We start from the raw sequence: 24,295 nt of genomic DNA, 5'->3' as shown, positions 1-24,295 counted from the left end.
CAACTTCCCACCGTTTCGGAGATTCATGGAACGCTCTGTTTCCACACGCCTGGTGTTCAGCACCATTGCGGACACCAAAATTGCCCTCGCCGTGGCCGCTGCCCGGAACGCAGGCTACTCGTCTTTTTCCGAGGAACTCAGCATCACGGCCGACGGCAAGGAGGTACCGTTCAAGGAGCTCCCCGATGCCCACGGAGGCCGGCTGCACTACATGGAATTGGCGGAACCGGCCGAGGTCACCGTCGAGTACTCAGCCACCATCGGTGGACGGGCATCGGCGCCTGATGTGGCTCCGGTGGACCTCATCCGCTATGTACGGCCCAGCCGTTATGCGGAATCGGACCGCCTTCTGCCCACTGCCTACGCCGAATTCGGCGGGCTCTCTGGCGGGGACCTGGTCCTGGCTGTGCGGAATTGGGTGTCCAAGGAACTGAGCTACGTCAGCGGTTCCTCCCGTGTGACAGACGGTGCCGCGGAGACCCTGATGAACCGCCGGGGCGTTTGCCGGGACTTCGCCCATCTGGCCATCGCACTGCTGCGCTCCAAGGATGTTCCCGCGCGCCTCTCCGCCGTCTATGCGCCGGGCCTGAAGCCGATGGATTTCCATGCCGTGGCCGAGGCGTACCTGGACGGCCGGTGGGTGGTCATTGATCCCACAGGATTGGCTCCGCGTTCCTCGATGGTGCGCATCACGGCGGGCAGGGACGCCGCTGACACCGCCTTCCTGTCCACCGTGGGTGGCAGGCTGACACTGCGGAAGATGCAGGTCTCGGCGGTGGTCAACGGCGATCTGCCCGCGGAGGATCCCACGCTGCTGGAGGTCCTGGGCTAGCGGGTCCTAACGGAATCCCGCAATTTATCCGTGAGCCTGATGAGCTCCCGCTGCTCAGCGGGAGTCAGGGCAGGCTTCACGATTCCGGCGATGTCCCGCACGTGGCTCAGGCCCACTTCGCGCTGCAGCGCCCTGCCTGCCTCGGTCAGCGACAGGAGGACCCCGCGGCCGTCCTCCGGAGCGGTGGTCCGCTCCACCAGGCCGCGCTTTTCAAGGCGTTCCACCATCCTGCTGAGGCTGGACTGGCTCAGCAGGATCTGGTCGTTCAGTTCGTTGAGCCGAAGCCAGCCTGACGGGCACTGCGACAACGTGAACAGGACATCGTATTCGTTCAGCGGAATGGTCTTGAACGCGGCCCCGGCCTGGAGCTTCCGCATCACCGCCACCTGGGCGCGGAAGAGCGACTCCCAGGTATCGGCAGCCAGCCGGGTGGCTGACTCCTGCTGTACTGCGGCCACTACGACTCCGTTCCGGCAGTCCCGCTGGCTTCGGACGCCTTCTGTTCCTGGTCCTGGCGGGCCAGCAGGGAGGCTACGCGGCCTGCGTGGGTGGGCGGATCCGGCACGTGGGCCGGCTTCTTGTCGGCATACTCCTTGCGCAGGACTGGCAGGACTTCCTCACCGAAGAGGTCCAGCTGTTCCAGGACCGTCTTCAACGGCAGGCCCGCGTGGTCGATCAGGAAGAGCTGGCGCTGGTAGTCGCCGAAGAACTCCCGGAAGGAGAGTGTCTTCTCAATGACTTCCTGCGGGCTGCCCACGGTGAGCGGGGTCTGCGAGGTGAAGTCCTCCAGCGACGGGCCGTGGCCGTAGACCGGTGCGTTGTCGAAGTAGGGGCGGAACTCCTTGACGGCGTCCTGTGAGTTCTTCCTCATGAAGAACTGGCCGCCCAGTCCAACGATCGCCTGGTCTGCCTTGCCGTGGCCGTAGTGCTCGTAGCGCTCGCGGTACAGGCCGATCAGCTGCTGGTAGTGCTCCTTGGGCCAGAAGATGTTGTTGGCGAAAAATCCGTCACCGTAGTACGCGGCCACTTCGGCGATCTGCGGCGTGCGGATGGAACCGTGCCACACAAAGGGTGCGACGCCGTCGAGCGGGCGGGGTGTGGAGGTGAAGTTCTGGAGCGGGGTGCGGAACTTGCCGGACCAGTTGACGGTGTCCTCATCCCAGAGGCGGCGGAGGAGTGCGTAGTTCTCGATCGCCAGTTCAATGCCGTCCTGGATGTTCTTGCCGAACCAGGGGTACACGGGGGCGGTGTTGCCGCGACCCAGCACCAGGTCAACGCGGCCGTCTGCAAGGTGCTGCAGCATGGCGAAGTCCTCCGCGATTTTCACCGGGTCATTGGTGGTGATGAGCGTGGTGGCGGTGGAGAGGGTGATCCGCTCGGTCTGGGCTGCGATGTAGGCCAGGGTGGTGGTGGGTGAGGAGGAGAAGAACGGCCGGTTATGGTGCTCGCCAATGGCGTAGACGTCCATGCCGATCTCTTCGACCTTCTTGGCAATGGCTACGGAGGCCTTGATGCGCTCGTTCTCCGTAGGGGTGCGGCCCGTCGTGGGGTCCGTGGTGATGTCGCTGACACTGAATACGCCGATTTGCATGGTCTGCCTCCCGTTGATGTGGCCGCTTGTGGCTTGCTTCCACTGTATCCCAATTTAGATGCATTTGCATCTATCACCCGATACAACGCCTGGGGCCGGGAGTTATTCCCGTATCAGTGTTGGGCGCGCCTGCCGCTCACCTTGGGGATCATGCCCGTGGTCCAGTCGGCGAATTCCCCGGTTGCGGGACCTTCGGCGGCCGGAATGCGCTGCAGGTCCGCCAGCAGTTCGCGCCGCTCCTTACGGCCCTCCACCAGCCTGTACAGCACGGGCACCAGGACAAGGGTCAGCGCGGTGGAGGACACCAAACCGCCGATGACGACGACGGCCAGCGGCTGGGAGATGAACCCGCCGCCCCCGGTCAGCCCCAACGCCATCGGCGTGAGTGCGAACACTGTGGCCAGGGCCGTCATCAGGATGGGCCGCAGCCGTTGCCGGGCACCGTGGCGGATGGCATCAGCCACGTTCATGCCGGCGCGGCCGTCACGGGGCATGCGGTACTGGTTGATCAGGTCAATCAGGACAATGGCGTTGGTCACCACAATGCCCACCAGCATCAGCATGCCGATCAGCGAAGGCAAGCCAAGGGGCACCCCGGAGACCAGCAGCATCAGCACTGCGCCGGTGGCAGCGAACGGGACGGAAACCAGCAGGATCAAGGGCTGGATCAGCGATTTGAACGTTGCCACCATAATCACGTAAACGATCGCGATGGCCGCCAGCAAGGCCAGCCCGAGCTGCTGGAAGGACTCCTGCTGCTGCGTGGTGGCCCCGCCGATTTCCGCCGTAACGCCGGCGGGGAGCTGGACGCCGGGCAGCCGCTCCTGCACCGCAGCACTGACCGCGCCGAGGTTGGAGCCCGACGGCGTTAATGACACCTTGGCGGTCCGCTGGCCGTTGGTGGAGGTAACGGAGACCGGAACGGCTGCCTGCTCCACCGTGGCGATCGAGCCGAGGGTGGCCGAGCCGCCGGGCAGGGGAAGGCTGCGCACCGCGTCGATACTGGTGAAGTCGGTTCCCTGGCCGATCCGGACCGGGTAGTCGGTGGTGTCGAAGCGCACGGTTCCGGCGGGGAGGGGGCTGATGGTGGAGGCCAGGATGCCCGCCACCTGTTCCTCGTTCAGCCCGGCGGCTGTGGCTTTGGCACGGTCGATCCGGACCTGGACCACGTCCTGGCTCGCTGCCAGGTTGCTGGCAACTTCCGTGGTTCCCGGGACGCCCGTCATGGCGCTGACCATGGCGTCGCTTGCCTGCTGGAGGTCTGCGGAGGTGGCGGCCTTCAGCGTGATGTCCACGGTGCTGGAGGTGCCGAAGCCGCCCTGTTGGGTGCCCACGGTGATCTTGCCGGCGTCGGGCAGCCCGGTCAGCTGTTGCCGCACTGTGTCCTGGAGGGCCGCCTGGTCTGCGTGCTCATCCGTGACCACCGTGAAGGTGGAGTTGGACGCTCCGGTAGAGGTGAGTGCCGCAAAGCCGGTCTGCGCGTTGCCGGACGTTACCTGCACGGTGCGGACGCCGTCGATCCCGAGGAGTACCTCCTCGACGCGGACAGCCTGCGCATTGGTATCCGCGAGACTGGTGCCGCCGGGCAGTACCTGGCGCACAGTCAGGCTGTTCTGGCCGGACTGGCCCAGGAGGTCGGTGGGCAGCAGCGGCGTCATGGCAGCCGTTCCGGCCAGGACCAGTCCCGCCGCCACGAGGGTCCAGGCCGGATGCTTCTGCGTCTTGGCCAGGACGGGCAGGTAGCCGCGCTGCAGGAGGCTCTTCTCCTCCGCGGCGTGTGCCTTGGCCCGGGTTTCGTCCGCACGCTGTTTAGCTTCGGCGGCAGTAAGCCCCTCCACGGCAGGGGTCTTCAGGAACCAGTAGGCAAGGACGGGGACGATCGTCAGTGAGACCAGCAGTGACGCCAGCAGCGCCATGGTCACCGTCAAGGCGAAGGGCCGGAACAGCTCACCGGCAAGCTCGCCCACGAAGGCGATGGGCAGGAAAACGGCAACGGTGGTCAGGGTTGAGGCCGTAATGGCCCCGGCAACCTCGCGGATGGCCGTGAGGATGGCGGTGACCTTGTCTTCGCCATAGTTCAAGTGGCGCTTGATGTTTTCGATCACCACGATCGAATCGTCCACCACCCGGCCAATGGCAATGGTCAGGGCGCCCAGGGTCAGGATGTTCAGCGAATAGCCTGTGGCGCTCAACCCGATGAAGGTAATCAGCAGGGACAGTGGAATGGACACCGCTGTAACCAGGGTGGAACGTGTGGACATCAGGAAAACCAGGATGACCGCGACGGCGAATCCCAGTCCCAGCAGCCCTTCCGTGGTGAGGTCCTTGATGGACTTCTCGATGAACGGCGCCTGGTCAAAGACGGGGGTGAATTTCGCGTTGGAACCCAGTTCTGCTTCCAGTTCCGGCAGGATGCTGTTCACGGCGTGCGAGATGCCCACGGTGTCGCCGTCGGGCTTCTTGGTGACGGACACGGCGAGTGTTTCCTGGCCGTTGGTCCGCGTGATGGAGGTCCGGTCATCGTCCTTGATGGCGACGTCGGCCACCTCACCAATGGTGGTGGGCTGATTGGTTCCGGACAGTGGCAGCGCCTGGATCGCTTCCAGGGAGTCCACCGGACTGCCGATCTGCAGGGACAACGTGCGGCCCTGGTCCTCAATGGTGCCTGCAGGAATCAGGCCGCCGTTGTTGGCCAGCGAATCGCTGACGGCGGTAAGCGTGGCGCCGCGGGCGGCCATCGCATCGGCGCGCGGGAGGATCTGGACGTGCTGGGTGGCTCCGCCTGTCACGTCCGCCGCCCTGACGCCGTCGAGCTTCTGCAGCCGCGGGACACTGAGGCGCTGCAGGTCTGCATTCAATTCGCTGAGCGGCTTGTCCGATGCAACAGCCAGGAACACGATGGGGAAGTCGCTGATGCTGCCCGCCACCGCCTGGGGTTCCACGTCTTCCGGCAGGTTCCGCTTGGCATTGGAGATGGCCCGGTCGATCTGGTTGCGGGCGCGGTCCAGGTTGGTTCCGTACCTGAACACCAGGCTGACCTGCGAGACTCCGCTGCGGGAAGTGGACGACGTCGACTCCAGGCCCTCGACGCTGTTCAGGGCAGTCTCCAGCGGTGTGCTGACCTGCTTGTCCACCACGTCCGGTGACGCGCCAGGCATCGCTGAGAGCACGGTGACCTGCGGGAACTCAATGGACGGAATGAGTTCCTGTTTGAGCGAGGACATGGTGATCACGCCGAAAACGGACGCGAAGACAGTAACCAGCGCGATCAGTGCCCGGTTGGCCAGTGAAAGTTGTGCCAGGCGGAACATCCCGCGACTCCTGTAGTTTTGCGATGCGTGGGGTGGGCCCCGCAGGCCCGCTGCGGGTCAGCGGGCTGCTGACACGCTTTCCAGCTGGAGCGCCTCAGCCGTGTACTTCTCCAGCTGTTCGGCGAGCTCGGCGTTTTCGTCGAGCTTGACGCCGTAACCGGGCATCATGTCCTTCATCTTGGACTGCCAGCCCTTGAAGTTCTTCGGGAAGGACTTCTGCAGCAGCTCGATCATGATGGGCACTGCCGTGGAGGCTCCCGGCGAAGCGCCCAGCAGGGCGCCGATGCTGCCGTCGCGGCCCGCGATGACCTCGGTGCCGAACTGCAGCACGCCGCCCTTTTTGGGGTCCTTCTTGATGATCTGGACGCGCTGGCCGGCGGTGATGAGTTCCCAGTCGCCGTCCTTGGCTTCAGGGTAGTACTCGCGCAGGGACTCCACCTTGTCCGAGTGGCGCTTGGCCACTTCCTTGATGAGGTAGGTGGTCAGGTCCATGTTGTCCTTGCCCACAGCCAGCATCGGGATGATGTTGTGCGGCCGGATGGACAGCGGCAGGTCCAGGTAGGAGCCGTGCTTGAGGAAGTTCGTGGAGAACCCGGCGTAAGGACCGAACAGCAGGGAGCGCTTGCCCTGCACGTAACGGGTGTCCAGGTGCGGAACGGACATGGGCGGCGCTCCCACGGACGCCTGGCCGTAGACCTTCGCGCTGTGCTGTGCCGCCAGCTTCTCATCCGTGCAACGGAAGAACTGCCCGGACACCGGGAACCCGCCGTAGCCCTTGCTCTCAGGGATCCCGGAAGCCTGCAGGAGGTGCAGCGCCCCGCCGCCGGCGCCGACAAAAACGAACTTGGCGTGGATGGAGCCGCGTTCCCCGGAAGCCGGGTGCTTCAGGTTGAGGTCCCAGCCGCCGTCGGATGCCTTGTGGATGCCCGTAACGGTGTGGCCGTAGTTGACCTCTACGCCGTTGTTGTCCAGGTACCCGGTGAGTTCCCGGGTCAGGGCGCCGAAGTCGACGTCTGTGCCTTCAGGCGCGTAGGTGGCGGCAACACGCTGCTTCGGGTCGCGGCCCTTGACGATCAATGGGGCCCACTTGCCGATCTGGCGCTGGTCCTCGGAGTACTCCATGCTGCGGAACAGCGTGTGTGGCTTCAGCGCTTCGTAGCGGTTCTTCAGGAACGTGCTGTGGTCATCGCCAATCACGAAGCTCATGTGCGGAACGGTGTTGATGAAGCCCTTGGGGGAGCCGATCAGGGAGTTTTTCACCAGGTGGGACCAGAACTGGCGGGAGAGCTGGAACTGTTCGTTGATCAGCAGCGCTTTGGTGGGGTCCACCGTGCCGTCCTTGGCCGCGGGGGAGTAATTCAGTTCGCACAGTGCCGCGTGCCCGGTGCCGGCGTTGTTCCAGGGATCGGAGCTTTCAAGACCTGCCTGGTCCAGCTTCTCGAAGAGCGAAATGTTCCAGTCCGGCTCAAGCTGCTTGATAAACGCGCCGAGGGTGGCACTCATGATGCCGCCGCCAATCAGGACGACGTCGGTGCGTTTGGTCTTGGAAATGAAAGTCACAATCAGTCTCCGATAGCGGCGGCGGCTCTGGCTGTCACAGAATATCCCCGCCACGCCTGCATACTGAAATTGGCCTGCGCCGTCAAGGCTTTAAGCGAACCATTGTGAAAACTTCGTTCAGCACGGGCGACGCCGGGTAGTTCACCACGCGGTCTGACAAAGCCAGCGCGGAGATGGGGAAGGCGATGGGAACGGCTGGAGTGGCGGCCGCAATTTCCTCGTTGATCGTGTGATAAAGCTCATTCCGCTCTTCGCCGTCGGGAAGTCCCCGCGCCCGGTTGATCTTGGCGATCACCTGGGGATCCTGGTACCCGAACTCCCCGGTCTTGGAACCAAACAGCGGGCCAACAAAGTTGTCGGCGTCGGAGTAGGAACCATTCCAGCCCAGCAGGTGGAAGGCGTGGTCTCCGGGTGTGGTGACCTTCTGGAGGTATCCGTCGGCCCAGTCCACTGGAACGGGCTTGATGTTAAATCCGACGGCGGTCAGCTGGCGGCTGAGCTCTGCGTACACCTTCTCAGGGGTGGGCAGGTAGGGCCTGGTTGCGTTCAGCGGGTAGTAGAACTTCAGCTCTTCGCCCGCGTAGCCGGCCTCGGCCAGCCGCTTCCGCGCTCCTTCGGGGCTGTGGCCCAAGGCAGGCGCGTTGTTGTTGAATCCGCTGATCTTGGGCGGGACGAACTGGGTGGCCGGTGCTGTGTTGTCGATGAAGAATTCCTTGATCAGGGCATTCTTGTCGATCGCCATTTCCACTGCCTGGCGGATCTTGATGTCCTTCAGGGCAGCAACTTCCTGGTTCATGCCGAGGTACATCACGGAGAACGGGTCCCGCTGGACAATCTGCATGCCACGCTTGATGAGTTTGTCGAAGTTGCCCACCGTGACGCCGTCGAATCCGTCGATTTTTCCGTCCAGGAGGGCCTGCAGCCTGGTTTCGGGGTGGTCATAGGTCACGAACCGGATGGTGCCGATTTCGCCGCGGTCCGCCCAGTATGAAGGGTTGGTCTGCAGCGTCAGCCCTGTGTCGTCCCAGTTGGACAGGGTGAACGGGCCGGTACCAACCGGCTTGGAGCCGTAGGCCGAGATGGGCTGCCCGGCACGAGTCTGGTCCAGCACATCGGCATTTCCGGCTGTCAGGGCCGCGGGGGAGGACATTGCGAAGGCCGGCAGGGTCAGGGCCTGCAGGAATCCCGTGAAGGGCTGGGTCAGCTCAATGCGGACCACGTTCGCTGAGACAGCCGTGCAGGACTTGAAGATCGAAAGTTCGGGCTGGTCGGCATGTGCCTTGAAGACGCTCCGGAACGAACTGCCGGGAGCCTGCGCCCTGAGCGCTTCGGGGAAGTTGAACCAGCGGTTGAAGTTGGCCACCACGGCGTCAGCGGTAAAGGGCGTGCCGTCGTGGAAAGCCACACCTTCGCGGAGGGTGAATGTATAGGCGCGGCCCTGGTCAGATTCCTCCCATTCAGTGGCAAGCAACGGGGTGGGCTTCCCGGTGGTCTGATCCACTCCCACCAGGCCTTCAAGGATCTGCCGTGACACCCGGTATGACTCAAGGTCGCTGTTCAGGGCCGGGTCCAGGCCCAGGGGCTGGGATGCCGTTCCGAAGGTAAAAACAGCTTCAGGTTCTGCCGGGATACTGGGCCTGGCCGACGTTGACGGCACCGGCGCCGGAGTTCCGATGCAGGAGGTGACGGCTATTGCCAGCAACGCGGAACCGGAAGCAATTACTGCTCGGCGGGAAGGACTGCTGGGCACTCGATTTTTCACCTCTCGGCTGCTGGCCGGCGCCGCTGACTGCGGACTGGACCCAGTCTAATTGACAGCCCGGCTGATAGTTTCCGTAAAACAACACCCCCGGGTCCTCGGAACCGGGGGTGTGGAAGTGCGCAAGGGGGGACTTGAACCCCCACGCCCGAAGGCACAGGAACCTAAATCCTGCGTGTCTGCCAATTTCACCACTCGCGCCTGCACCGCACCGGACGACGGGCCTGGCTGGCCACAATACGTCCGACGCCGGATGCCAGCATTCATTGTACCCGCAGGATCGTAAGGCCTGCGGTGGGTCTACCAGGCACCTGTCCGCCCGGCGCGGAAGCTTAGAACCTAGTCCAGGTTCAGATCCCGGCGGAGCTTGGCAACGTGTCCCGTGGCCCGCACGTTGTACTGCGCCAGGGTGACCAGGCCGTCGGGGCCGATGACGAACGTTGACCGGATGAGGCCCTGGTAGGTCTTCCCGTAGTTCTTCTTTTCGCCCCACGCTCCATAAGCTTCCGCGACGGAGTGGTCGGCGTCGGACAGCAGCGGGAAGGTGAGGCCTTCGGCGTCGGCAAACTTTGCCAGCTTGGCCACCGGATCGGGTGAGACGCCCAGGACGTTGTAGCCGGCAGCCTGCAGCGACGCCAGGGAGTCGCGGAAGTCACAGGCCTGCTTGGTGCACCCCGGAGTGGACGCGGCCGGGTAGAAGTACAGGACTGTGCTTCTGCCCTCGTCGCCGGTCAGGCTGCCGAGCGAGACGTTGTTCCCTGCGGAATCGGGCAGAGTGAAGTCCGGTGCTTTACTTCCGGGCAAGAGCCTGTCAGCCAAATTTTTACTCCTTGTTGGTTTCCTGGAGGTATCAGCTTAGTAATATCCGGCGCACTGAAAGGAATCTTCGCTTGGTTATACTGGATGTTATGCCTGATATGGAACGCTGGCCCACTGGACGACTCCTATCCACCGCGGCCCGCCTCGTCGAACACTCCTGGAATGAAAAGCTGGGAGCAATCGGCCTGACCCACGCCGGGGTGATTGCCATTGAGGTCCTGGCGGCCAACGGCCCCATGACCCAAGCCCAGCTTGCGCAGCTGGTCCGCGTCCAGGCCCAGACCATGGGGAAGACGCTCAGCCGGCTGGAAAGCCACGGCCACATAGCCCGGGTGCGCAGCAGCACCGACCGCCGCAGCCACGTGGTTTCCCTGACGGACCAGGGACGTGAAGCTGTTGCCGCCGCCGTGGACATGGAGCGTACCGTCCTGGCGGCCGCGTCGATCGACCCTGACGTTCTTCGCCAGGAACTGAAATCCGTGGTCCGTGAACTGGCCAGCAGGTACTCCTCACCCGTCACCAAAGCAATGGTGGACAACAACAACTGATCTTCGGAAGGGCCGCCGGTTGATGCCGGCGGCCTTTTTTGCGCCCGGTTCCGGTGGCGCTGCGCATATTTCCTGACGCGCCCGATATACCCGTAGCGCCAGTGCATATGCGTAGCGGCGAGCGGCTTGGGATGTCCGGAAAGCGGCTTGGCCGGGAGCAGCAGGAACCGGATCGAGGGGAAGCGTACCAGGGCACAAAAAACCGGCCCCGGCTCAACATTTCTGCTGTGCCAGGACCGGCTTTCTGTAATGTGCACCCCCCGGGACTTGAACCCGGAACCCATTGATTAAGAGTCAATTGCTCTGCCAATTGAGCTAGAGGTGCATGCTGCGGTTTGGCTTGCTTTGGGCTTTTTATTTCCCGCGGCGATCTCCGCAACGACATGAAACTCTACACGAACTTTCGGAGCAAGGGAAATCGGCGGTCAGCGGGGCCTGATGGTCAGCCGGCGGGGCCAACAATCAGCGCGATATCAGGGTTCTGGCCGTTGCTGAGCACCCAAAGTTCGCCGGTTGGGGCCAGTGCCACGTCGCGCAGCCTGCCATGTTCCCGTGTGAAGTAGCTCACTGGCTGGCCTGCCGATTCGCCGTCGAGCTTTACGGTCCACAGGCGCTGGCCCCGGAGGGCGCCCAGGTAGGCGGTGGTGCCAACGATCTCCAGCCCGCTCGGGGACGATTCGGCGGTGTCCGGCCACACAACTTTGGCATCGATGAACGGGCTGCGTCCGGGGGCGCCTGTAACGTCCGGCCAGCCATAGTTGCCGCCGGGGGTGATGAGGTTCAGTTCGTCGTCCACAGTGGGGCCGAACTCGCTGGCCCAGAGCCGCCCCTCCCTATCCCAGGCCAGGCCCTGGACGTTGCGGTGTCCCAGGCTGTAGACCGGGTTGTTCCCGAAGGGGTTGCCGGGCGCCGGTGACCCGTCCGGGGTCAGCCGCAGGATCTTCCCGCCCAGGGCCTCGGGGTCCTGGGGCTGGTCCCGGCGCTGTGAATCACCGGTGCCCACATAAAGCATTCCGTCCGGACCGAAGCGGATCCGGCCTCCGTTGTGGGTGGATGCCTTGGAGATCCCGCTGAAGATCACCTCTGGCGTTCCGGCTGTGAGGCTGCCGTCCGGAGCCGCCGTCAACGGAATGCGGGCGATGCGGTTGTCTGTCGCGGCTGTGAAGTACGCGTAGAGGTAGCGGTCTGTGGCGAAGCCGGGGGAGACGGCCAGGCCCAGCAGGCCGCCTTCGCCGCCGGGAACGACGCCGGGTACCTCGCCGATGGTGCTGGACTGGCCATCCTTGACTGACTTCAGCAGTGCCGAGTCCCGTTCCGAAATGATGGCGGTCCCGTCCGGCAGGAAGACGGTGGCCCATGGTGTGTCGAGATCCAGGTCAAGCTGCCGGACCAGCCGCGGCTCCGCAGCAGCATCCGTCGACGATTGCCCGGGGCCGGCGGTCGGAGCCTGGGTTGTAGGGGCGGGAACTGTGGTTGAAGCAGGGGGCGTGGACGCGGGAGGTGCCGGCGTACCGGTGCAGCCGGCCAGGACGGCAGCTGCGGCCGCTGCCGCAAATACCAACCCGGCCCTGGTGGTCACCGCCGGATGCGCCTGGGTTCGCGGAAGCCTGCTGCTTCAGCGTGCGCCGGGGAAATGAACCACACGCTGGAGGGGGCGTCCTCGTACCCGGGATCGCCCTCGTCGTAATAGACCATGGCCGCGGCGTCGCCCTTGACCGTGTACCCCTCCGGGCCGCTCCCATCGGGGCCAGGTGATGCCGATCCTTCGCCGTACGGCTGTTCCGCTGCGAGATGGCCGGCAGGGGCTGCCTCGTCGGGTTGTTCATCTGCTGCTTCTGCAGCTGCGGTCTCGGCACCAGGCAACGTGGGGGCGTGGGGCGCGGTGTACTCATGGTGGTGGGACGGCGGTGGAGTCGGAGTACCCTCGGCGTCGGACCACTGGGCCTCCCACTCGGACTGGTCATCGTCAATGCTGTCGGCCTGCGGTTCCTGCGCTGCCGCAGGGGCACCCGGCGCGGTCTCCTGTTCCGGCATCTCCAGCGAGCTGACTTCTGAAGGGTCGCGTTCCGTTGCGGCCCCGGCAGCCCAGTCATCCACGTCTCCTCCTTCGGCGCCGGCCCGGGGTTCAGCACTCTGGGGTTCAGCACCTGCGGAGCGTTCGACGTCGGCAGTACTGTCAGGTGCGGACGCCGCCGCTGTGCTGTTCCCGGCTTCGGCGGTGGGCTTGTCCGCTGCGACGCCGTACGCAACAGCGGCATCATGCTCGTCGTCGGGCGTTGCGGGCGGGGTGGCGGCAGCGGGGGTGCCGAATCCACCGGCGCCGGGAAGCCCGGCCGTTCCGGCTGCCTCGGCGGAAGGGCCCGCCAGGCCTTGGGAGAGGGCTCCTTCGGAGTGCGTTCGCCCGGCGCCCTGCCGGTCCTCGGATGCGTCAGTTGGGCTGGCGGACGGTGAGTCCTGTGCCGGTCCGCGGCGGTTGACCATCCACCACACAAGGGCAACTACCAGAACAATGACAATGATCCAGATAACAAAATCCATGGCAGAGCCCTTCTCTTCGCCAGGCACGGTTGCCGTGCATCGACCGTACGTCCGGGTCATCAGGCATGTCCAGCATCCAGGCCGGTCAGCGGCACCGGTCAGCGTCTCGTCTCACTATATGAGATGAAGGTCCAGTATTTGATCGAAATATTCGGGAAATTGGGTGTCAGCTGCCTGTTCTGGTCGTTAGCGGCCAGCGGGGAGTCATAGACTTTCACCCATGAGTCAGGACACCCAGATCGCCACCACCACTTCGCCAGACATCAAGCCCCGCAGCCGTGTCGTTACCGACGGAATCCACGCGGCCCCGGCTCGCGGAATGTTCCGGGCGGTCGGCATGGGCGACGACGACTTTGCTAAACCCCAGATCGGCGTTGCCAGCTCCTGGAACGAGATCACCCCCTGCAACCTGTCCCTCAACCGGCTGGCACAGGGCGCCAAGGAAGGCGTGCACGCCGGCGGCGGCTTCCCCATGCAGTTCGGGACCATCTCCGTCTCGGACGGCATCTCGATGGGTCACGAAGGCATGCACTTCTCCCTGGTTTCGCGCGAAGTCATTGCCGACTCCGTTGAAACAGTGATGCAGGCCGAGCGCATCGACGGCTCCGTGCTGCTGGCGGGCTGTGACAAGTCACTCCCCGGCATGCTGATGGCCGCCGCGCGCCTGGACCTCGCCAGCGTGTTCCTTTACGCGGGCTCGATCATGCCCGGCTGGGTCAAGCTCGAGGACGGCTCCGAAAAGGAAGTCACGCTCATTGACGCCTTCGAGGCCGTAGGCGCCTGTGCCGCAGGCAAGATGAGCATGGAAGACCTGACGCGGATCGAAAAGGCCATCTGCCCCGGTGAAGGCGCCTGTGGCGGCATGTACACGGCCAACACCATGGCCTGCATCGGTGAGGCACTGGGTATGTCCCTGCCCGGATCGGCCGCACCGCCCTCGGCAGACCGCCGTCGTGATGAGTTCGCGCGCAAGTCCGGCGAAGCAGTGGTCAACCTCCTCCGCCTTGGCATCACTGCCCGCGACATCATGACCAAAAAGGCCTTCGAAAACGCCATCGCCGTCACCATGGCGTTCGGCGGGTCCACCAATGCCGTCCTGCACCTGCTGGCCATTGCCCGCGAGGCAGAGGTTGAGCTGACCCTGGATGACTTCAACCGCATCGGCGACAAAATCCCGCACCTTGGCGACCTGAAGCCGTTCGGCCGTTACGTGATGACCGACGTCGACAAGATCGGCGGCGTCCCGGTGATCATGCGTGCGCTGCTGGACGCCGGCCTGCTGCACGGTGACTGCCTCACGGTGACGGGCAAGACCGTTGCGGAGAACCTGGCCACCATCAACCCGCCGGACCTCGACGGGAAGATCCTGCGCGCCCTGGACAACCCGATCCACAAGACCGGCGGCATCACCATCCTGCACGGCTCCATGGCCCCCGAGGGTGCCGTGGTGAAGAGCGCAGGGTTCGACGCCGACGTCTTCGAGGGCACCGCCCGCGTCTTCGAGCGTGAGCAGGGTGCGCTGGACGCCCTGGACAACGGCGAAATCCACAAGGGCGACGTTGTGGTCATCCGCTACGAAGGCCCCAAGGGCGGCCCCGGCATGCGCGAGATGCTCGCTATTACCGGTGCCATCAAGGGTGCCGGGCTGGGCAGGGATGTCCTGCTGCTGACCGACGGCCGGTTTTCCGGCGGTACTACCGGCCTTTGCATCGGCCACGTTGCGCCTGAAGCCGTCGACGGCGGTCCCATCGCGTTCGTGAAGAACGGCGACCGGATCCGCGTGGACATCGCCGCCCGCAGCTTCGACCTGCTGGTGGACGACGCCGAGCTCGAATCCCGCAGGGTTGGCTGGGAGCCCCTCCCGGCCAAGTTCACCAAGGGTGTGCTGGCCAAGTACGCCAAGTTGGTGCACAGCGCCAGTACCGGCGCTTACTGCGGCTGATACAACAGGTTTGGACAGGCTCAACCACGTGTGGTTGAGCCTGTCCAAACCTTGGCCCTTCCCTTGAAGGGCCATTAGGTGGACAATGACGTCCACATGGTGAGACGCGGTCGGCTCGCGTTGACACGTATCTTGCCAAGAGGGAACACTGAACGCATGACCTTCGTAACCAACTGCACCACTGCTGGAGCAGTCGTCCTTACCAAGCGCGTGGCTCAATAGCCCGGCTGGTAACGAACCGTCACGCGCAACCCCCTCGCAGAGCCTTCCGGCTGAGGGGTTTTTTTATTTTCCGCAGTTTCCAGGTTTTACCCATGATCCACAAGGAAGAGTCCGATGAGCAAAGGATCGCCGATCAGCCCCTCGCTGATGGCTACTAAGTCCGCTGGAGCCCCCAAGGCTCCGGAACGTGCCGAACGAACGGCTGACACCGCCGTCGTCGTCGCTGATCTTGCTGCTGTCTCTCCTGTCATTGGGCCGAACAACGTTGTACCCCCAACGGTGATCACCGGCTCGCAAGCAATCGTCCGCTCGCTCGAAGAACTCGGCGTCGACGACATTTTTGGTTTGCCCGGTGGAGCGATCCTGCCCACCTACGACCCCCTGATGGCATCACGCATGAATCACGTGCTGGTCCGTCACGAACAGGGAGCCGGCCACGCCGCGCAAGGCTACGCCATGGTTACCGGACGGGTTGGCGTCTGCATCGCCACCTCGGGCCCCGGAGCCACCAACCTCGTTACCGCCATCATGGATGCCCACATGGACTCCGTGCCGATGGTGGCCATCACCGGGCAGGTGTCCAGTGGAGTCATCGGCACCGATGCCTTCCAGGAAGCGGACATCGTGGGCATCACGATGCCCATCACCAAGCACTCGTTCCTGGTCACCGACCCCAACGACATCCCGCACGTGATGGCGGAGGCGTTCCACCTGGCATCCACCGGCCGTCCCGGCCCGGTGCTGGTGGACGTCGCCAAGGATGCGCAGCAGGGCCAGATGACATTTTCCTGGCCGCCGCGGATCGACCTGCCCGGCTACCGGCCCGTCACCCGCGGCCACAACAAGCAGGTCCGCGAAGCCGCCAAGCTGATTGCCGCGGCCAAGAAGCCGGTCCTCTACGTGGGCGGCGGCGTCGTCAAGGCCCACGCCTCAGCGGAACTGCGTGAGCTCGCTGAAGCCACCGGCGCTCCTGTTGTCACCACGCTGATGGCCAAGGGCGTGTTCCCGGATTCGCACCCCCAGCACATGGGTATGCCCGGCATGCACGGCAGCGTTTCCGCCGTCACGGCCCTGCAGCAGTCGGACCTCCTGATTACGCTCGGCGCCCGCTTCGACGACCGGGTGACCGGTGTGCTGAAGACCTTCGCGCCGCTGGCCAAGGTCATCCACGCAGACATCGACCCCGCGGAGATTTCCAAGAACCGGACCGCGGACGTCCCCATCGTCGGCTCGGTCAAGGAGATCATTCCGGAACTGACCGAAGCCGTAAAGGCCCAGTTCGAAGCCACCGGCACACCGGAACTGGACCACTGGTGGGCGTTCCTGAACAACCTGAAGGACTCCTACCCCCTGGGCTGGACTGAGCCGGAGGACGGCTTGACCGCACCCCAGCGGGTCATCGAGCGCATCGGTGCCCTGACCGGGCCCGAAGGCATCTACGTTGCAGGCGTTGGCCAGCACCAGATGTGGGCGGCCCAGTTCATCAAGTACGAGCGTCCGCACGCCTGGCTCAACTCGGGCGGCGCCGGCACCATGGGCTATGCGGTTCCCGCTGCCATGGGTGCCAAAGTGGGGGAGCCGGACCGCGTGGTCTGGGCGATCGACGGCGACGGCTGCTTCCAGATGACCAACCAGGAACTGGCCACGTGTGCGATCAACAAGATCCCCATCAAGGTTGCCGTCATCAACAACTCGTCGCTGGGCATGGTGCGGCAGTGGCAGACCCTCTTCTACGAGGGCCGCTACTCCAACACCGACCTCAACACCGGCCACGACACCATCCGGATTCCGGACTTCGTGAAGCTGGCCGACGCCTACGGCTGTGCATCCTTCCGGTGTGAGCGCGATGAAGACATCGACGCAACCATCCAGAAGGCGCTGGAAATCAACGACCGCCCCGTGGTCATCGACTTCGTCGTCAGCCCCAACTCCATGGTGTGGCCGATGGTGCCCGCCGGTGTCAGCAACGACCAGATCCAGGTTGCCCGCAACCTGACCCCGGAATGGGAAGAGGAAGACTGAACATGCCCCGCCACACACTCTCAGTCCTGGTTGAAGACAAACCCGGCGTCCTGACCCGCGTCGCAAGCCTCTTCGCCCGCCGCGCCTTTAACATCAATTCGCTGGCAGTCGGCCCCACCGAGGTCCCGGGCATGTCCCGCATGACCGTGGTGGTCGACGCCGATGGCGACCTGATCGAACAGGTCACCAAGCAGTTGAACAAGTTGGTCAACGTCATCAAGATCGTTGAACTGACTTCAGAATCTTCCGTACAGCGCGACCACATCCTGGTCAAGGTACGTGCGGATGCCGCAACACGGCTGCAGGTAACCCAGGCTGCAGACCTGTTCCGCGCTTCAGTGGTCGACGTCTCCACAGACTCCGTCGTCATTGAGGCCACCGGCCACCCGGATAAGATCAATGCACTCCTTTCGGTGCTTGAACCGTTCGGTATCCGCGAAATTGTGCAGTCCGGCACCTTGGCTGTTGGACGGGGATCCCGCTCCATGAGTGACAGGGCCTTGCGCAGCGCTTAATCCCGCAGCATCAAGGCCCGCGCAGTACCGCAACACCACAGACTAATCAGTAAAGAAATCCACTCAAGAGGAGTTACCCAAGTGACTGAAATGTTCTATGACGACGACGCAGACCTGTCGATCATCCAGGGTCGCAAGGTTGCAATCGTTGGTTACGGCTCACAGGGCCACGCCCACGCACTGAACCTGCGCGATTCCGGCGTCGAGGTTGCCATTGCCCTCAAGGAAGGTTCCAAGTCGATCGCCAAGGCTGAGGAAGCCGGCTTCACCGTCAAGAACGTCGCCGACGCCGCCGAATGGGCCGACGTCATCATGATCCTGGCACCGGACCAGCACCAGCGCTCGATCTACAACGACTCGATCAAGGACAAGCTGACCCCGGGCAAGGCACTGGCCTTCGCACACGGCTTCAACATCCGCTTCGGCTACATCAAGGCACCGGAGGGCGTTGACGTCATCCTGGTGGCCCCGAAGGCTCCGGGCCACACCGTCCGCCGCGAATTCGAAGCCGGCCGTGGCATCCCGGACATCATCGCGGTCGAACAGGACGCTTCCGGTTCCGCCTGGGACCTGGCCAAGTCCTACGCAAAGGCAATCGGCGGCACCCGCGCCGGCGTCATCAAGACCACCTTCACCGAAGAGACCGAAACCGACCTCTTCGGCGAGCAGTCCGTCCTCTGCGGCGGCGTGTCCCAGCTGGTCCAGTACGGCTTCGAGACCCTGACCGAAGCCGGCTACCAGCCGCAGATCGCCTACTTCGAGGTGCTCCACGAGCTCAAGCTGATCGTTGACCTCATGTGGGAGGGCGGCATCGCCAAGCAGCGCTGGAGCGTTTCCGACACCGCAGAGTACGGCGACTACGTCTCCGGCCCGCGCGTCATCACCCCCGAGGTGAAGGAAAACATGCAGGCTGTCCTCGCTGACATCCAGTCCGGTGCTTTTGCCAAGCGCTTCATCGATGACCAGGACAACGGCGGCGCCGAGTTCAAGGAGCTCCGCGCCAAAGCAGAGCAGCACCCGATCGAGGCCGTGGGCCGCGAACTGCGCTCCCTGTTCGCCTGGCAGCAGCAGGACGTGGACTACGTGGAGGGTTCCGCAGCCCGCTAAGGGGCGGCGCCACCGTTACTACACATACACATAACTGAGGCCGGGTTCACACTTAACAATGTGGGCCCGGCCTTTATGTAAGCCTAGACTTTGATTTATCTCCCCGGACTGCAACGCAGAGGATCACCCGTGTCAAAACCTGTAGTACTTCTCGCTGAAGAACTTTCGCCCGCCACCGTCGAGGCCCTGGGCCCGGACTTTGAGATCCGCCAGACCGACGGCGCCGACCGTTCCCAGCTGCTGGCCGCAATTGCCGACGTGGACGCCATCCTGGTCCGCTCCGCAACCCAGGTTGATGCCGAGGCCATTGCCGCCGCCAAGAACCTCAAGGTCATTGCCCGCGCAGGTGTCGGCCTGGACAACGTGGACATCAAGGCAGCCACGCAGGCCGGCGTGATGGTGGTCAACGCGCCTACGTCCAACATCGTTTCCGCCGCGGAACTGACGGTAGGCCACATCCTCAGCCTCGCCCGCCACATCCCGCAGGCCAGCGCCGCGCTCAAGGGCGGCGAATGGAAGCGCTCCAAGTACACGGGCATTGAACTCTTCGAGAAGAAGGTCGGCATCATCGGCCTTGGCCGGATCGGCGCGCTCGTGGCAGCCCGCCTGCAGGGCTTCGAGACCGAGATCCTCGCCTACGATCCCTACATCACCTCGGCCCGTGCCGCGCAGCTGGGCGTCAAGCTGGTCACGCTGGATGAACTGCTGAGCCAGTCCGACTTCGTCACCATCCACATGCCTAAGACTCCTGAGACCGTTGGCATGCTCGGTGCCGACGCGTTCACCAAGATGAAGTCCAGCGCCTACGTCATCAACGTCGCCCGCGGCGGCCTGGTGGACGAAAGCGCGCTGTTCGATGCCCTCCAGGACCGCCAGATCGCCGGTGCCGCCGTCGACGTGTTCGTCAAGGAACCCAGCACTGACCTGCCGTTCATGAAGCTGGACAACGTGATTGTCACGCCTCACCTGGGTGCTTCCACTGACGAGGCGCAGGAGAAGGCCGGTGTGTCGGTAGCCAAGTCCGTCCGCCTTGCCCTGGCCGGCGAACTGGTCCCGGATGCCGTCAACGTTGCCGGTGGCGTCATCGCTCCGGACGTCCGCCCCGGTATCCCGCTGATCGAAAAGCTGGGCCGCATCTTCACTGCCATGACGCATGCTTCGCTCACCCAAGTGGACGTTGAGATTGCCGGCGAGATCTCCACCCTTGACGTCAAGGTGCTGGAACTGGCTGCGCTGAAGGGCATCTTTGCCGACGTCGTGACGGAGCAGGTCTCCTACGTCAACGCTCCGGTCATCGCCGAACAGCGCGGCATCAACGTCCGGCTCATCACCACCCCGGACACCGAGTCGTACCGCAACGTGCTGACCCTGCGCGGCGCCCTGAGCGACGGCAGCCAAATCTCGGTAGCCGGCACGCTGACCGGTCCCAAGCAGATCCAGAAGCTGGTGGGCATCAATGGCTTCGAGGTGGAAATCCCCATCAGCGAGCACCTCGTGGTGGTTGCCTACTCGGACCGTCCCGGCGTGATCGGCACCATCGGCCACATCCTTGGCATGAACAACATCAACATCGCCGGCATGCAGGTGGCCCGCCAGACTGAAGGCGGCCAGGTGCTCGCGCTCCTGACCATCGACAGCTCCGTGCCCCAGCAGGTCCTCGACGCCATCAAGGCCGGCATCGGTGCGGACATGGTCCGCGAAGTGGACCTGGAAGACTAAACCGGGAACGGCGCCAGTCGCCAAACAGCAAGGCCGGGAGAGCCTCCGATTCGCGACGCATATTTTCCCACTTTGCGACGCGCCCGGACGACTCGCCAGGGCGTGGCAGGTATGATTGGCCGGTCTGCTTACAATGGCTTGGTCCCTCGCGGGACCGCGCCGGGCAGGCCGGCCAACACCTTTTTTGCACCCCGCCAGGGACACCGCCCTCCACCTTGCCCGGAGGGTAGTGGAGTGCGTACGCAATCCAGCTTTCAGGAGCCCAATGAACGCCGTCCAGAGGTTCATCAGAAGCCGTGTGCTGCTGTTGACCGCGGCCATCTTGATCATCGCTATGGGACTCTCCGTCCTGATCCAGGGGCAGTCGCAGGCTGCCTTGAACCGGACAGTGGACGAGAATTCCCGTGGCCTCTATGACATCCTCGTCCAGCCCAAGGCGGATTCCGGCGTGCTCCTGCAGCCAGAGATCGCCAACGGCTCCGGAGGTATCAACTTCGAGCAGCTGGAGAGCATCCGCGGGCTTGCCGGTACCTCCGTGGCGGCACCCATCAGCCTGGTCTCCCGGGTGACGCAGAACGTCCAGGCCCCCCGCCTTGATGCGATGGATTACCTGGGCTACAACCCCGGCCTGGTGGGCACTGCCAGTGTTGAGCAGCCCGGCGGCTCCAACCCGTCCTCCTGGCCGGCCGCCGAATCCGTGCTCACGGACGCAGCCAAGAAGTACCGGTTGACCGCTTCGGCTGTCAGCTCGGACGGATCCAGCGAGCAGACCCTCTTCGAGACCTCCGCCGAAGGCTCGGTGGGCAAGGCCCGGATTGTGGAGACCACAACTCAGGGTGGCACCAGCATCCAGATTGCCCCCGCCGAAGGTGAAACGGGCATCAAGTTCCCGTCCCCGGCAGGCGGTTCGGTGCACAATCTCTTTAATCTCTCTGTTTCGCTGCCCACGGCGCCGGAGATCACCGAGTCCGTGGTCGCCGTCGACCCCGTTGCCGAGCGCGCGCTGCTTGGTGAATCCGGGAACTTCCTGGCCCCGCTGGAGCAGGCCCCGCCCGCGGATGCCCGCAATGCCGGAGCCATTGGCCGCCACTTTGAAAGCCTCTTCACCAGCGGGATCACCCCCAAGGAATTGGAAGAGGGCCCGGACTTCCTCGGCGTCAAGCTCAAGTACTGGGCGCCGCTGATGTCCCAGTACCAGCAGGCGAAGGCCAAGGGCGCCCTGACTGCGGATTCCCAGGCGATCCCGCTGATCGTCAGGTCAGGAACCATCCTGGACCTGACCTACAAGGTCAAGATCGAAGAACTCGACGCCTCCGGAAACGTGGTCAAGGAAGTCGGCACTGCCACCAAATCACTGGGTGAGGGTTACCTGCCGTTCGTCTCCGACGATCCGTTTGCCCTATCCTGGCCTGGATCCAATGATCACTCAGGCCTCCTGGGCGCCGGTGGAAATTTCAACCAGGGCCTGTACGAGCCTGCCGAATGGTCCACCGACTTCGCCGCCGCCCCGGAATACGCCGATTCGGGCACCGCAGCCAACGGCGCTGTGGCCAAAACAGCCGTTCCCCGGGACTGGGTCACCGTCAACAGGCTCCCGGATACCGGGCTGGACGGGTCAAAAGTGGACCAGACCCAGCGCGACCCGGTGGACGAGCGTGCCTACCGTGAGGATCTTGAGACCGGTGAGAAGCTCGCAGCTCCGCTGCCTATGGTTTACGGCACCTTCGATCCCGCTGCTGTCCAGGAAGCTGCCGGCGACGTCAACCGCCTGCCCCTTGGCGGCTATGACCCCACCCCGCTGACGCTGACCCGTGACGCCGACGGCAACACGGTGGAGGCAAGCAGCCTCAAGCCTTCGCTGAGTGCCACGGGCCTGGCCAGCCAGTCCGCTGGTGCCATCACCGATTACTACGGCCTGGCCGCCGCCCGCGGTTACACCGACAACGCAGACGTCATCGATGCGGTGCGCGTGCGTGCATCGGCCGGTGGCAGCTGGAAGCAGGCGCAGCCGGAGGTTGAAAAGCTGGCCGACCAGATACGTGAGCTTGGCCTTGAAGCTACCGTGGTGGCCGGTTCGGCCCGCGAGGATGTCAGCATCTTCGTCCCCGGGTATTCCAAGGACGACGCCGGCAAGGAATCGGCACTGGGCACCGTGCAGCAGTCCTGGGTACGCCAGAACGCAGCAGACGCCGTATCCGGTTCGTTGACCGGCACCAACACCACCCTGCTGTTCCTCACCCTTTGCGGCGCGGCCCTGCTGACGGGTGCATCAACTGTCAGCTACGTCAGGAAGCGCCGCTCAGAGGCGGGCACGCTGCGGGCCATGGGCTGGACCCAGGGACGGATCCGTTCGTGGGTCCTGGCCGAATTCGGGGTCGGCGCCGCCATGGTTGCCGTTGCCGGAATCATCCTCAGCCTCCTGAGCTGGAGCCTGGTGACCGCTGTCGTCTCAGTCTCCGTCCTGGTCCTCTATGCGGCAGCGGCCTTCTTCGCTGCCCAGCAGTTGCGCCACCGCGAGGAGATCGACCAGGAACCGCAGCATGACGAACGGCTGATCCCGGTGGATTCGCCGCTGACGTTCGCCAACCGCCAGCTGAGCACCAACAAGTTCAATACCGTGGCCCTCGCCATTGCTGTTGGCGTCTTCGGTGCAGCGGTGGGCGGTTTGATCGCTTTGCTGATAGACATTCCCCGGGCTGCCGGCGCCAGCGCGCTGAGCGGGCTTGCCGCCGCCAGCATCGCTGCCCCCAGCATCATCCTGGCTGTCGCCGGGGTGCTGGTGGGGCTGGTCCTGACGCTGGTCACCGGCCGCTTTGAACTCCAGGCCAAGCGCCAGTACCTTTCCATCCTGGAAGCAATGGGCTGGAACCCGGACATGCTCCGGCAGGTCCGCCTCTTCGAAAACGCCCTGGTGGGAACCGTCGCGGTTCCGCTGGGTGTGCTGGGCGCGCTGGGAATCGGCCTCCTGGTGGCTCCCTACGCCGTCCTGTGGGCAGGCCTGGCAGGCCTGGTCGCCGTACTTTGCTGGATTCCAATTGCAACGAAAGTGGTCCAATGACACACGAGCCCAATCTTCAACGGACCCGTCGGAGCGGAAACGGTGACGCCGGCCTGCAGACCCGGGCCAACACCATCGTCAAGGCTGCGGATCATGCCACGCCGCTGGAACTGGAAGGCATCACCATCCGCTATGGCGGCGACAAGGGCGGTGCCGAGGCAGTCAGCGTCGTCGAGGATTTCAACCTGACGCTGCACGCCGGTGAGATGCACTGCGTCGCCGGGCGCAGTGGCTCCGGCAAGACCAGTATCCTGACCGTTGGCGCCGGACTGACGCTGCCGACGTCGGGAAGGGTCTTCTGGGAAGGCGCACCCCTGGAAACCATGGGCGACGACGAAATCGCCGACCGCCGTCGGGCCCTGATCGGCTACGTGGACCAGGGCGGCGCCCTGATCGACGGCATGAGTGCCCTCGAGAACGTGCTGCTCCCCGCCGTCCCGGATGGCGAAGTCAAGCAGCGCCACGAGATGGCGAAGGACCTCCTGGACCTGGTGGGCCTGGGCCGCCGCATGCGGCACCGCCCGGCACAGCTCTCCGGTGGCGAACGCCAGCGTGTGGCGATCGCGCGTGCACTGATTCTTGGCACCCGCGTCCTGGTGGTGGACGAGCCCACAGCCAGCCTGGACCGCGCCTCCGCCAACCGCATCATCAGCATCCTGAAGGACACCACCAATGACGGCATCGCCGTCCTGGTTGCGTCCCACGACCACGAACTGGTCCGCCAGAGCGACACCCTCACCGAACTGATCTAG

General features: G+C 64.3%; 17 protein-coding genes and 2 tRNA genes. 9 read left to right on the top strand and 10 right to left on the bottom strand.

What is annotated here, in order from left to right; translation table 11 throughout:
* Positions 1-25 precede the first annotated feature (25 nt).
* Positions 26-832 (top strand): transglutaminase family protein, encoded by an 807-nt coding sequence (locus tag ACPJW8_RS11870; RefSeq protein ID WP_330187789.1) that lies wholly within the window; start codon positions 26-28, stop codon positions 830-832.
* On the opposite strand, the gene ACPJW8_RS11865 is transcribed toward ACPJW8_RS11870, so the two are convergent.
* The 7 genes from ACPJW8_RS11865 to bcp all read right to left on the bottom strand — a co-directional run bounded on the left by ACPJW8_RS11865 (position 829) and on the right by bcp (position 9,872).
* Positions 829-1,290, bottom strand: coding sequence for a MarR family winged helix-turn-helix transcriptional regulator (locus tag ACPJW8_RS11865; protein WP_330187790.1), 462 nt, complete (start codon positions 1,288-1,290; stop codon positions 829-831). The genes ACPJW8_RS11870 and ACPJW8_RS11865 overlap by 4 nt on opposite strands.
* On the bottom strand, positions 1,290-2,423 hold the full coding sequence (locus ACPJW8_RS11860) for an LLM class flavin-dependent oxidoreductase (RefSeq protein WP_330187791.1): 1,134 nt from the start codon (positions 2,421-2,423) through the stop codon (positions 1,290-1,292). The genes ACPJW8_RS11865 and ACPJW8_RS11860 overlap by 1 nt, the downstream gene beginning before the upstream one ends.
* A 113-nt stretch (positions 2,424-2,536) precedes the next feature.
* Positions 2,537-5,734, bottom strand: a complete 3,198-nt coding sequence (locus ACPJW8_RS11855; RefSeq protein ID WP_330187792.1) for an efflux RND transporter permease subunit — start codon at positions 5,732-5,734, stop codon at positions 2,537-2,539.
* 57 nt (positions 5,735-5,791) lie between these two features.
* Complete coding sequence (locus ACPJW8_RS11850) at positions 5,792-7,294, bottom strand: malate:quinone oxidoreductase (RefSeq protein WP_330187793.1); 1,503 nt, start codon at positions 7,292-7,294, stop codon at positions 5,792-5,794.
* Between the two features lie 82 nt (positions 7,295-7,376).
* Positions 7,377-9,044: an ABC transporter substrate-binding protein gene (locus ACPJW8_RS11845; RefSeq protein WP_330187794.1), complete on the bottom strand. Its 1,668-nt coding sequence runs from the start codon at positions 9,042-9,044 to the stop codon at positions 7,377-7,379.
* 128 nt (positions 9,045-9,172) lie between these two features.
* Positions 9,173-9,254 (bottom strand) — tRNA-Leu (locus ACPJW8_RS11840).
* A gap of 138 nt (positions 9,255-9,392) precedes the next feature.
* Positions 9,393-9,872, bottom strand: coding sequence for a thioredoxin-dependent thiol peroxidase (gene bcp, locus ACPJW8_RS11835; RefSeq protein WP_330187795.1), 480 nt, complete (start codon positions 9,870-9,872; stop codon positions 9,393-9,395).
* 98 nt (positions 9,873-9,970) lie between these two features.
* On the opposite strand from bcp, the gene ACPJW8_RS11830 reads away from it, so the two are divergent.
* On the top strand, positions 9,971-10,420 hold the full coding sequence (locus ACPJW8_RS11830) for a MarR family winged helix-turn-helix transcriptional regulator (protein ID WP_330187857.1): 450 nt from the start codon (positions 9,971-9,973) through the stop codon (positions 10,418-10,420).
* Positions 10,421-10,672: 252 nt separating this feature from the next.
* On the opposite strand, the gene ACPJW8_RS11825 is transcribed toward ACPJW8_RS11830, so the two are convergent.
* The 3 genes from ACPJW8_RS11825 to ACPJW8_RS11815 all read right to left on the bottom strand — a co-directional run bounded on the left by ACPJW8_RS11825 (position 10,673) and on the right by ACPJW8_RS11815 (position 12,958).
* Positions 10,673-10,745, bottom strand: a tRNA-Lys gene (locus ACPJW8_RS11825).
* 117 nt (positions 10,746-10,862) lie between these two features.
* Complete coding sequence (locus ACPJW8_RS11820) at positions 10,863-11,999, bottom strand: PQQ-dependent sugar dehydrogenase (RefSeq protein WP_330187796.1); 1,137 nt, start codon at positions 11,997-11,999, stop codon at positions 10,863-10,865.
* Entirely contained in the window at positions 11,996-12,958 is a 963-nt protein-coding gene (locus ACPJW8_RS11815) for a hypothetical protein (protein WP_330187797.1), read from the bottom strand. The genes ACPJW8_RS11820 and ACPJW8_RS11815 overlap by 4 nt, the downstream gene beginning before the upstream one ends.
* 220 nt (positions 12,959-13,178) lie before the next feature.
* On the opposite strand from ACPJW8_RS11815, the gene ilvD reads away from it, so the two are divergent.
* From ilvD to ACPJW8_RS11780, 7 genes are all read left to right on the top strand, one after another.
* Positions 13,179-14,900 (top strand): dihydroxy-acid dehydratase, encoded by a 1,722-nt coding sequence (gene ilvD, locus ACPJW8_RS11810; RefSeq protein WP_330187798.1) that lies wholly within the window; start codon positions 13,179-13,181, stop codon positions 14,898-14,900.
* A 336-nt stretch (positions 14,901-15,236) separates the two neighbouring features.
* Entirely contained in the window at positions 15,237-17,144 is a 1,908-nt protein-coding gene (locus ACPJW8_RS11805) for an acetolactate synthase large subunit (protein ID WP_330194108.1), read from the top strand.
* A gap of 2 nt (positions 17,145-17,146) precedes the next feature.
* Positions 17,147-17,659, top strand: a complete 513-nt coding sequence (ilvN, locus tag ACPJW8_RS11800; RefSeq protein WP_330194109.1) for an acetolactate synthase small subunit — start codon at positions 17,147-17,149, stop codon at positions 17,657-17,659.
* An 81-nt stretch (positions 17,660-17,740) separates the two neighbouring features.
* Positions 17,741-18,766, top strand: coding sequence for a ketol-acid reductoisomerase (ilvC, locus tag ACPJW8_RS11795; RefSeq protein ID WP_330194110.1), 1,026 nt, complete (start codon positions 17,741-17,743; stop codon positions 18,764-18,766).
* Between the two features lie 129 nt (positions 18,767-18,895).
* Positions 18,896-20,485: a phosphoglycerate dehydrogenase gene (gene serA, locus ACPJW8_RS11790; protein ID WP_330194111.1), complete on the top strand. Its 1,590-nt coding sequence runs from the start codon at positions 18,896-18,898 to the stop codon at positions 20,483-20,485.
* A gap of 265 nt (positions 20,486-20,750) precedes the next feature.
* A complete protein-coding gene (locus ACPJW8_RS11785) occupies positions 20,751-23,543 on the top strand; it encodes an ABC transporter permease (RefSeq protein ID WP_330194112.1) in 2,793 nt (930 codons plus the stop codon).
* Positions 23,540-24,295, top strand: coding sequence for an ABC transporter ATP-binding protein (locus ACPJW8_RS11780; protein WP_330194114.1), 756 nt, complete (start codon positions 23,540-23,542; stop codon positions 24,293-24,295). The genes ACPJW8_RS11785 and ACPJW8_RS11780 overlap by 4 nt, the downstream gene beginning before the upstream one ends.

It is taken from the genome of Pseudarthrobacter sp. J47 (assembly GCF_049810315.1).
GTDB lineage: Bacteria > Actinomycetota > Actinomycetes > Actinomycetales > Micrococcaceae > Arthrobacter.
This window is presented reverse-complemented; position numbering and strand designations above follow the sequence as displayed.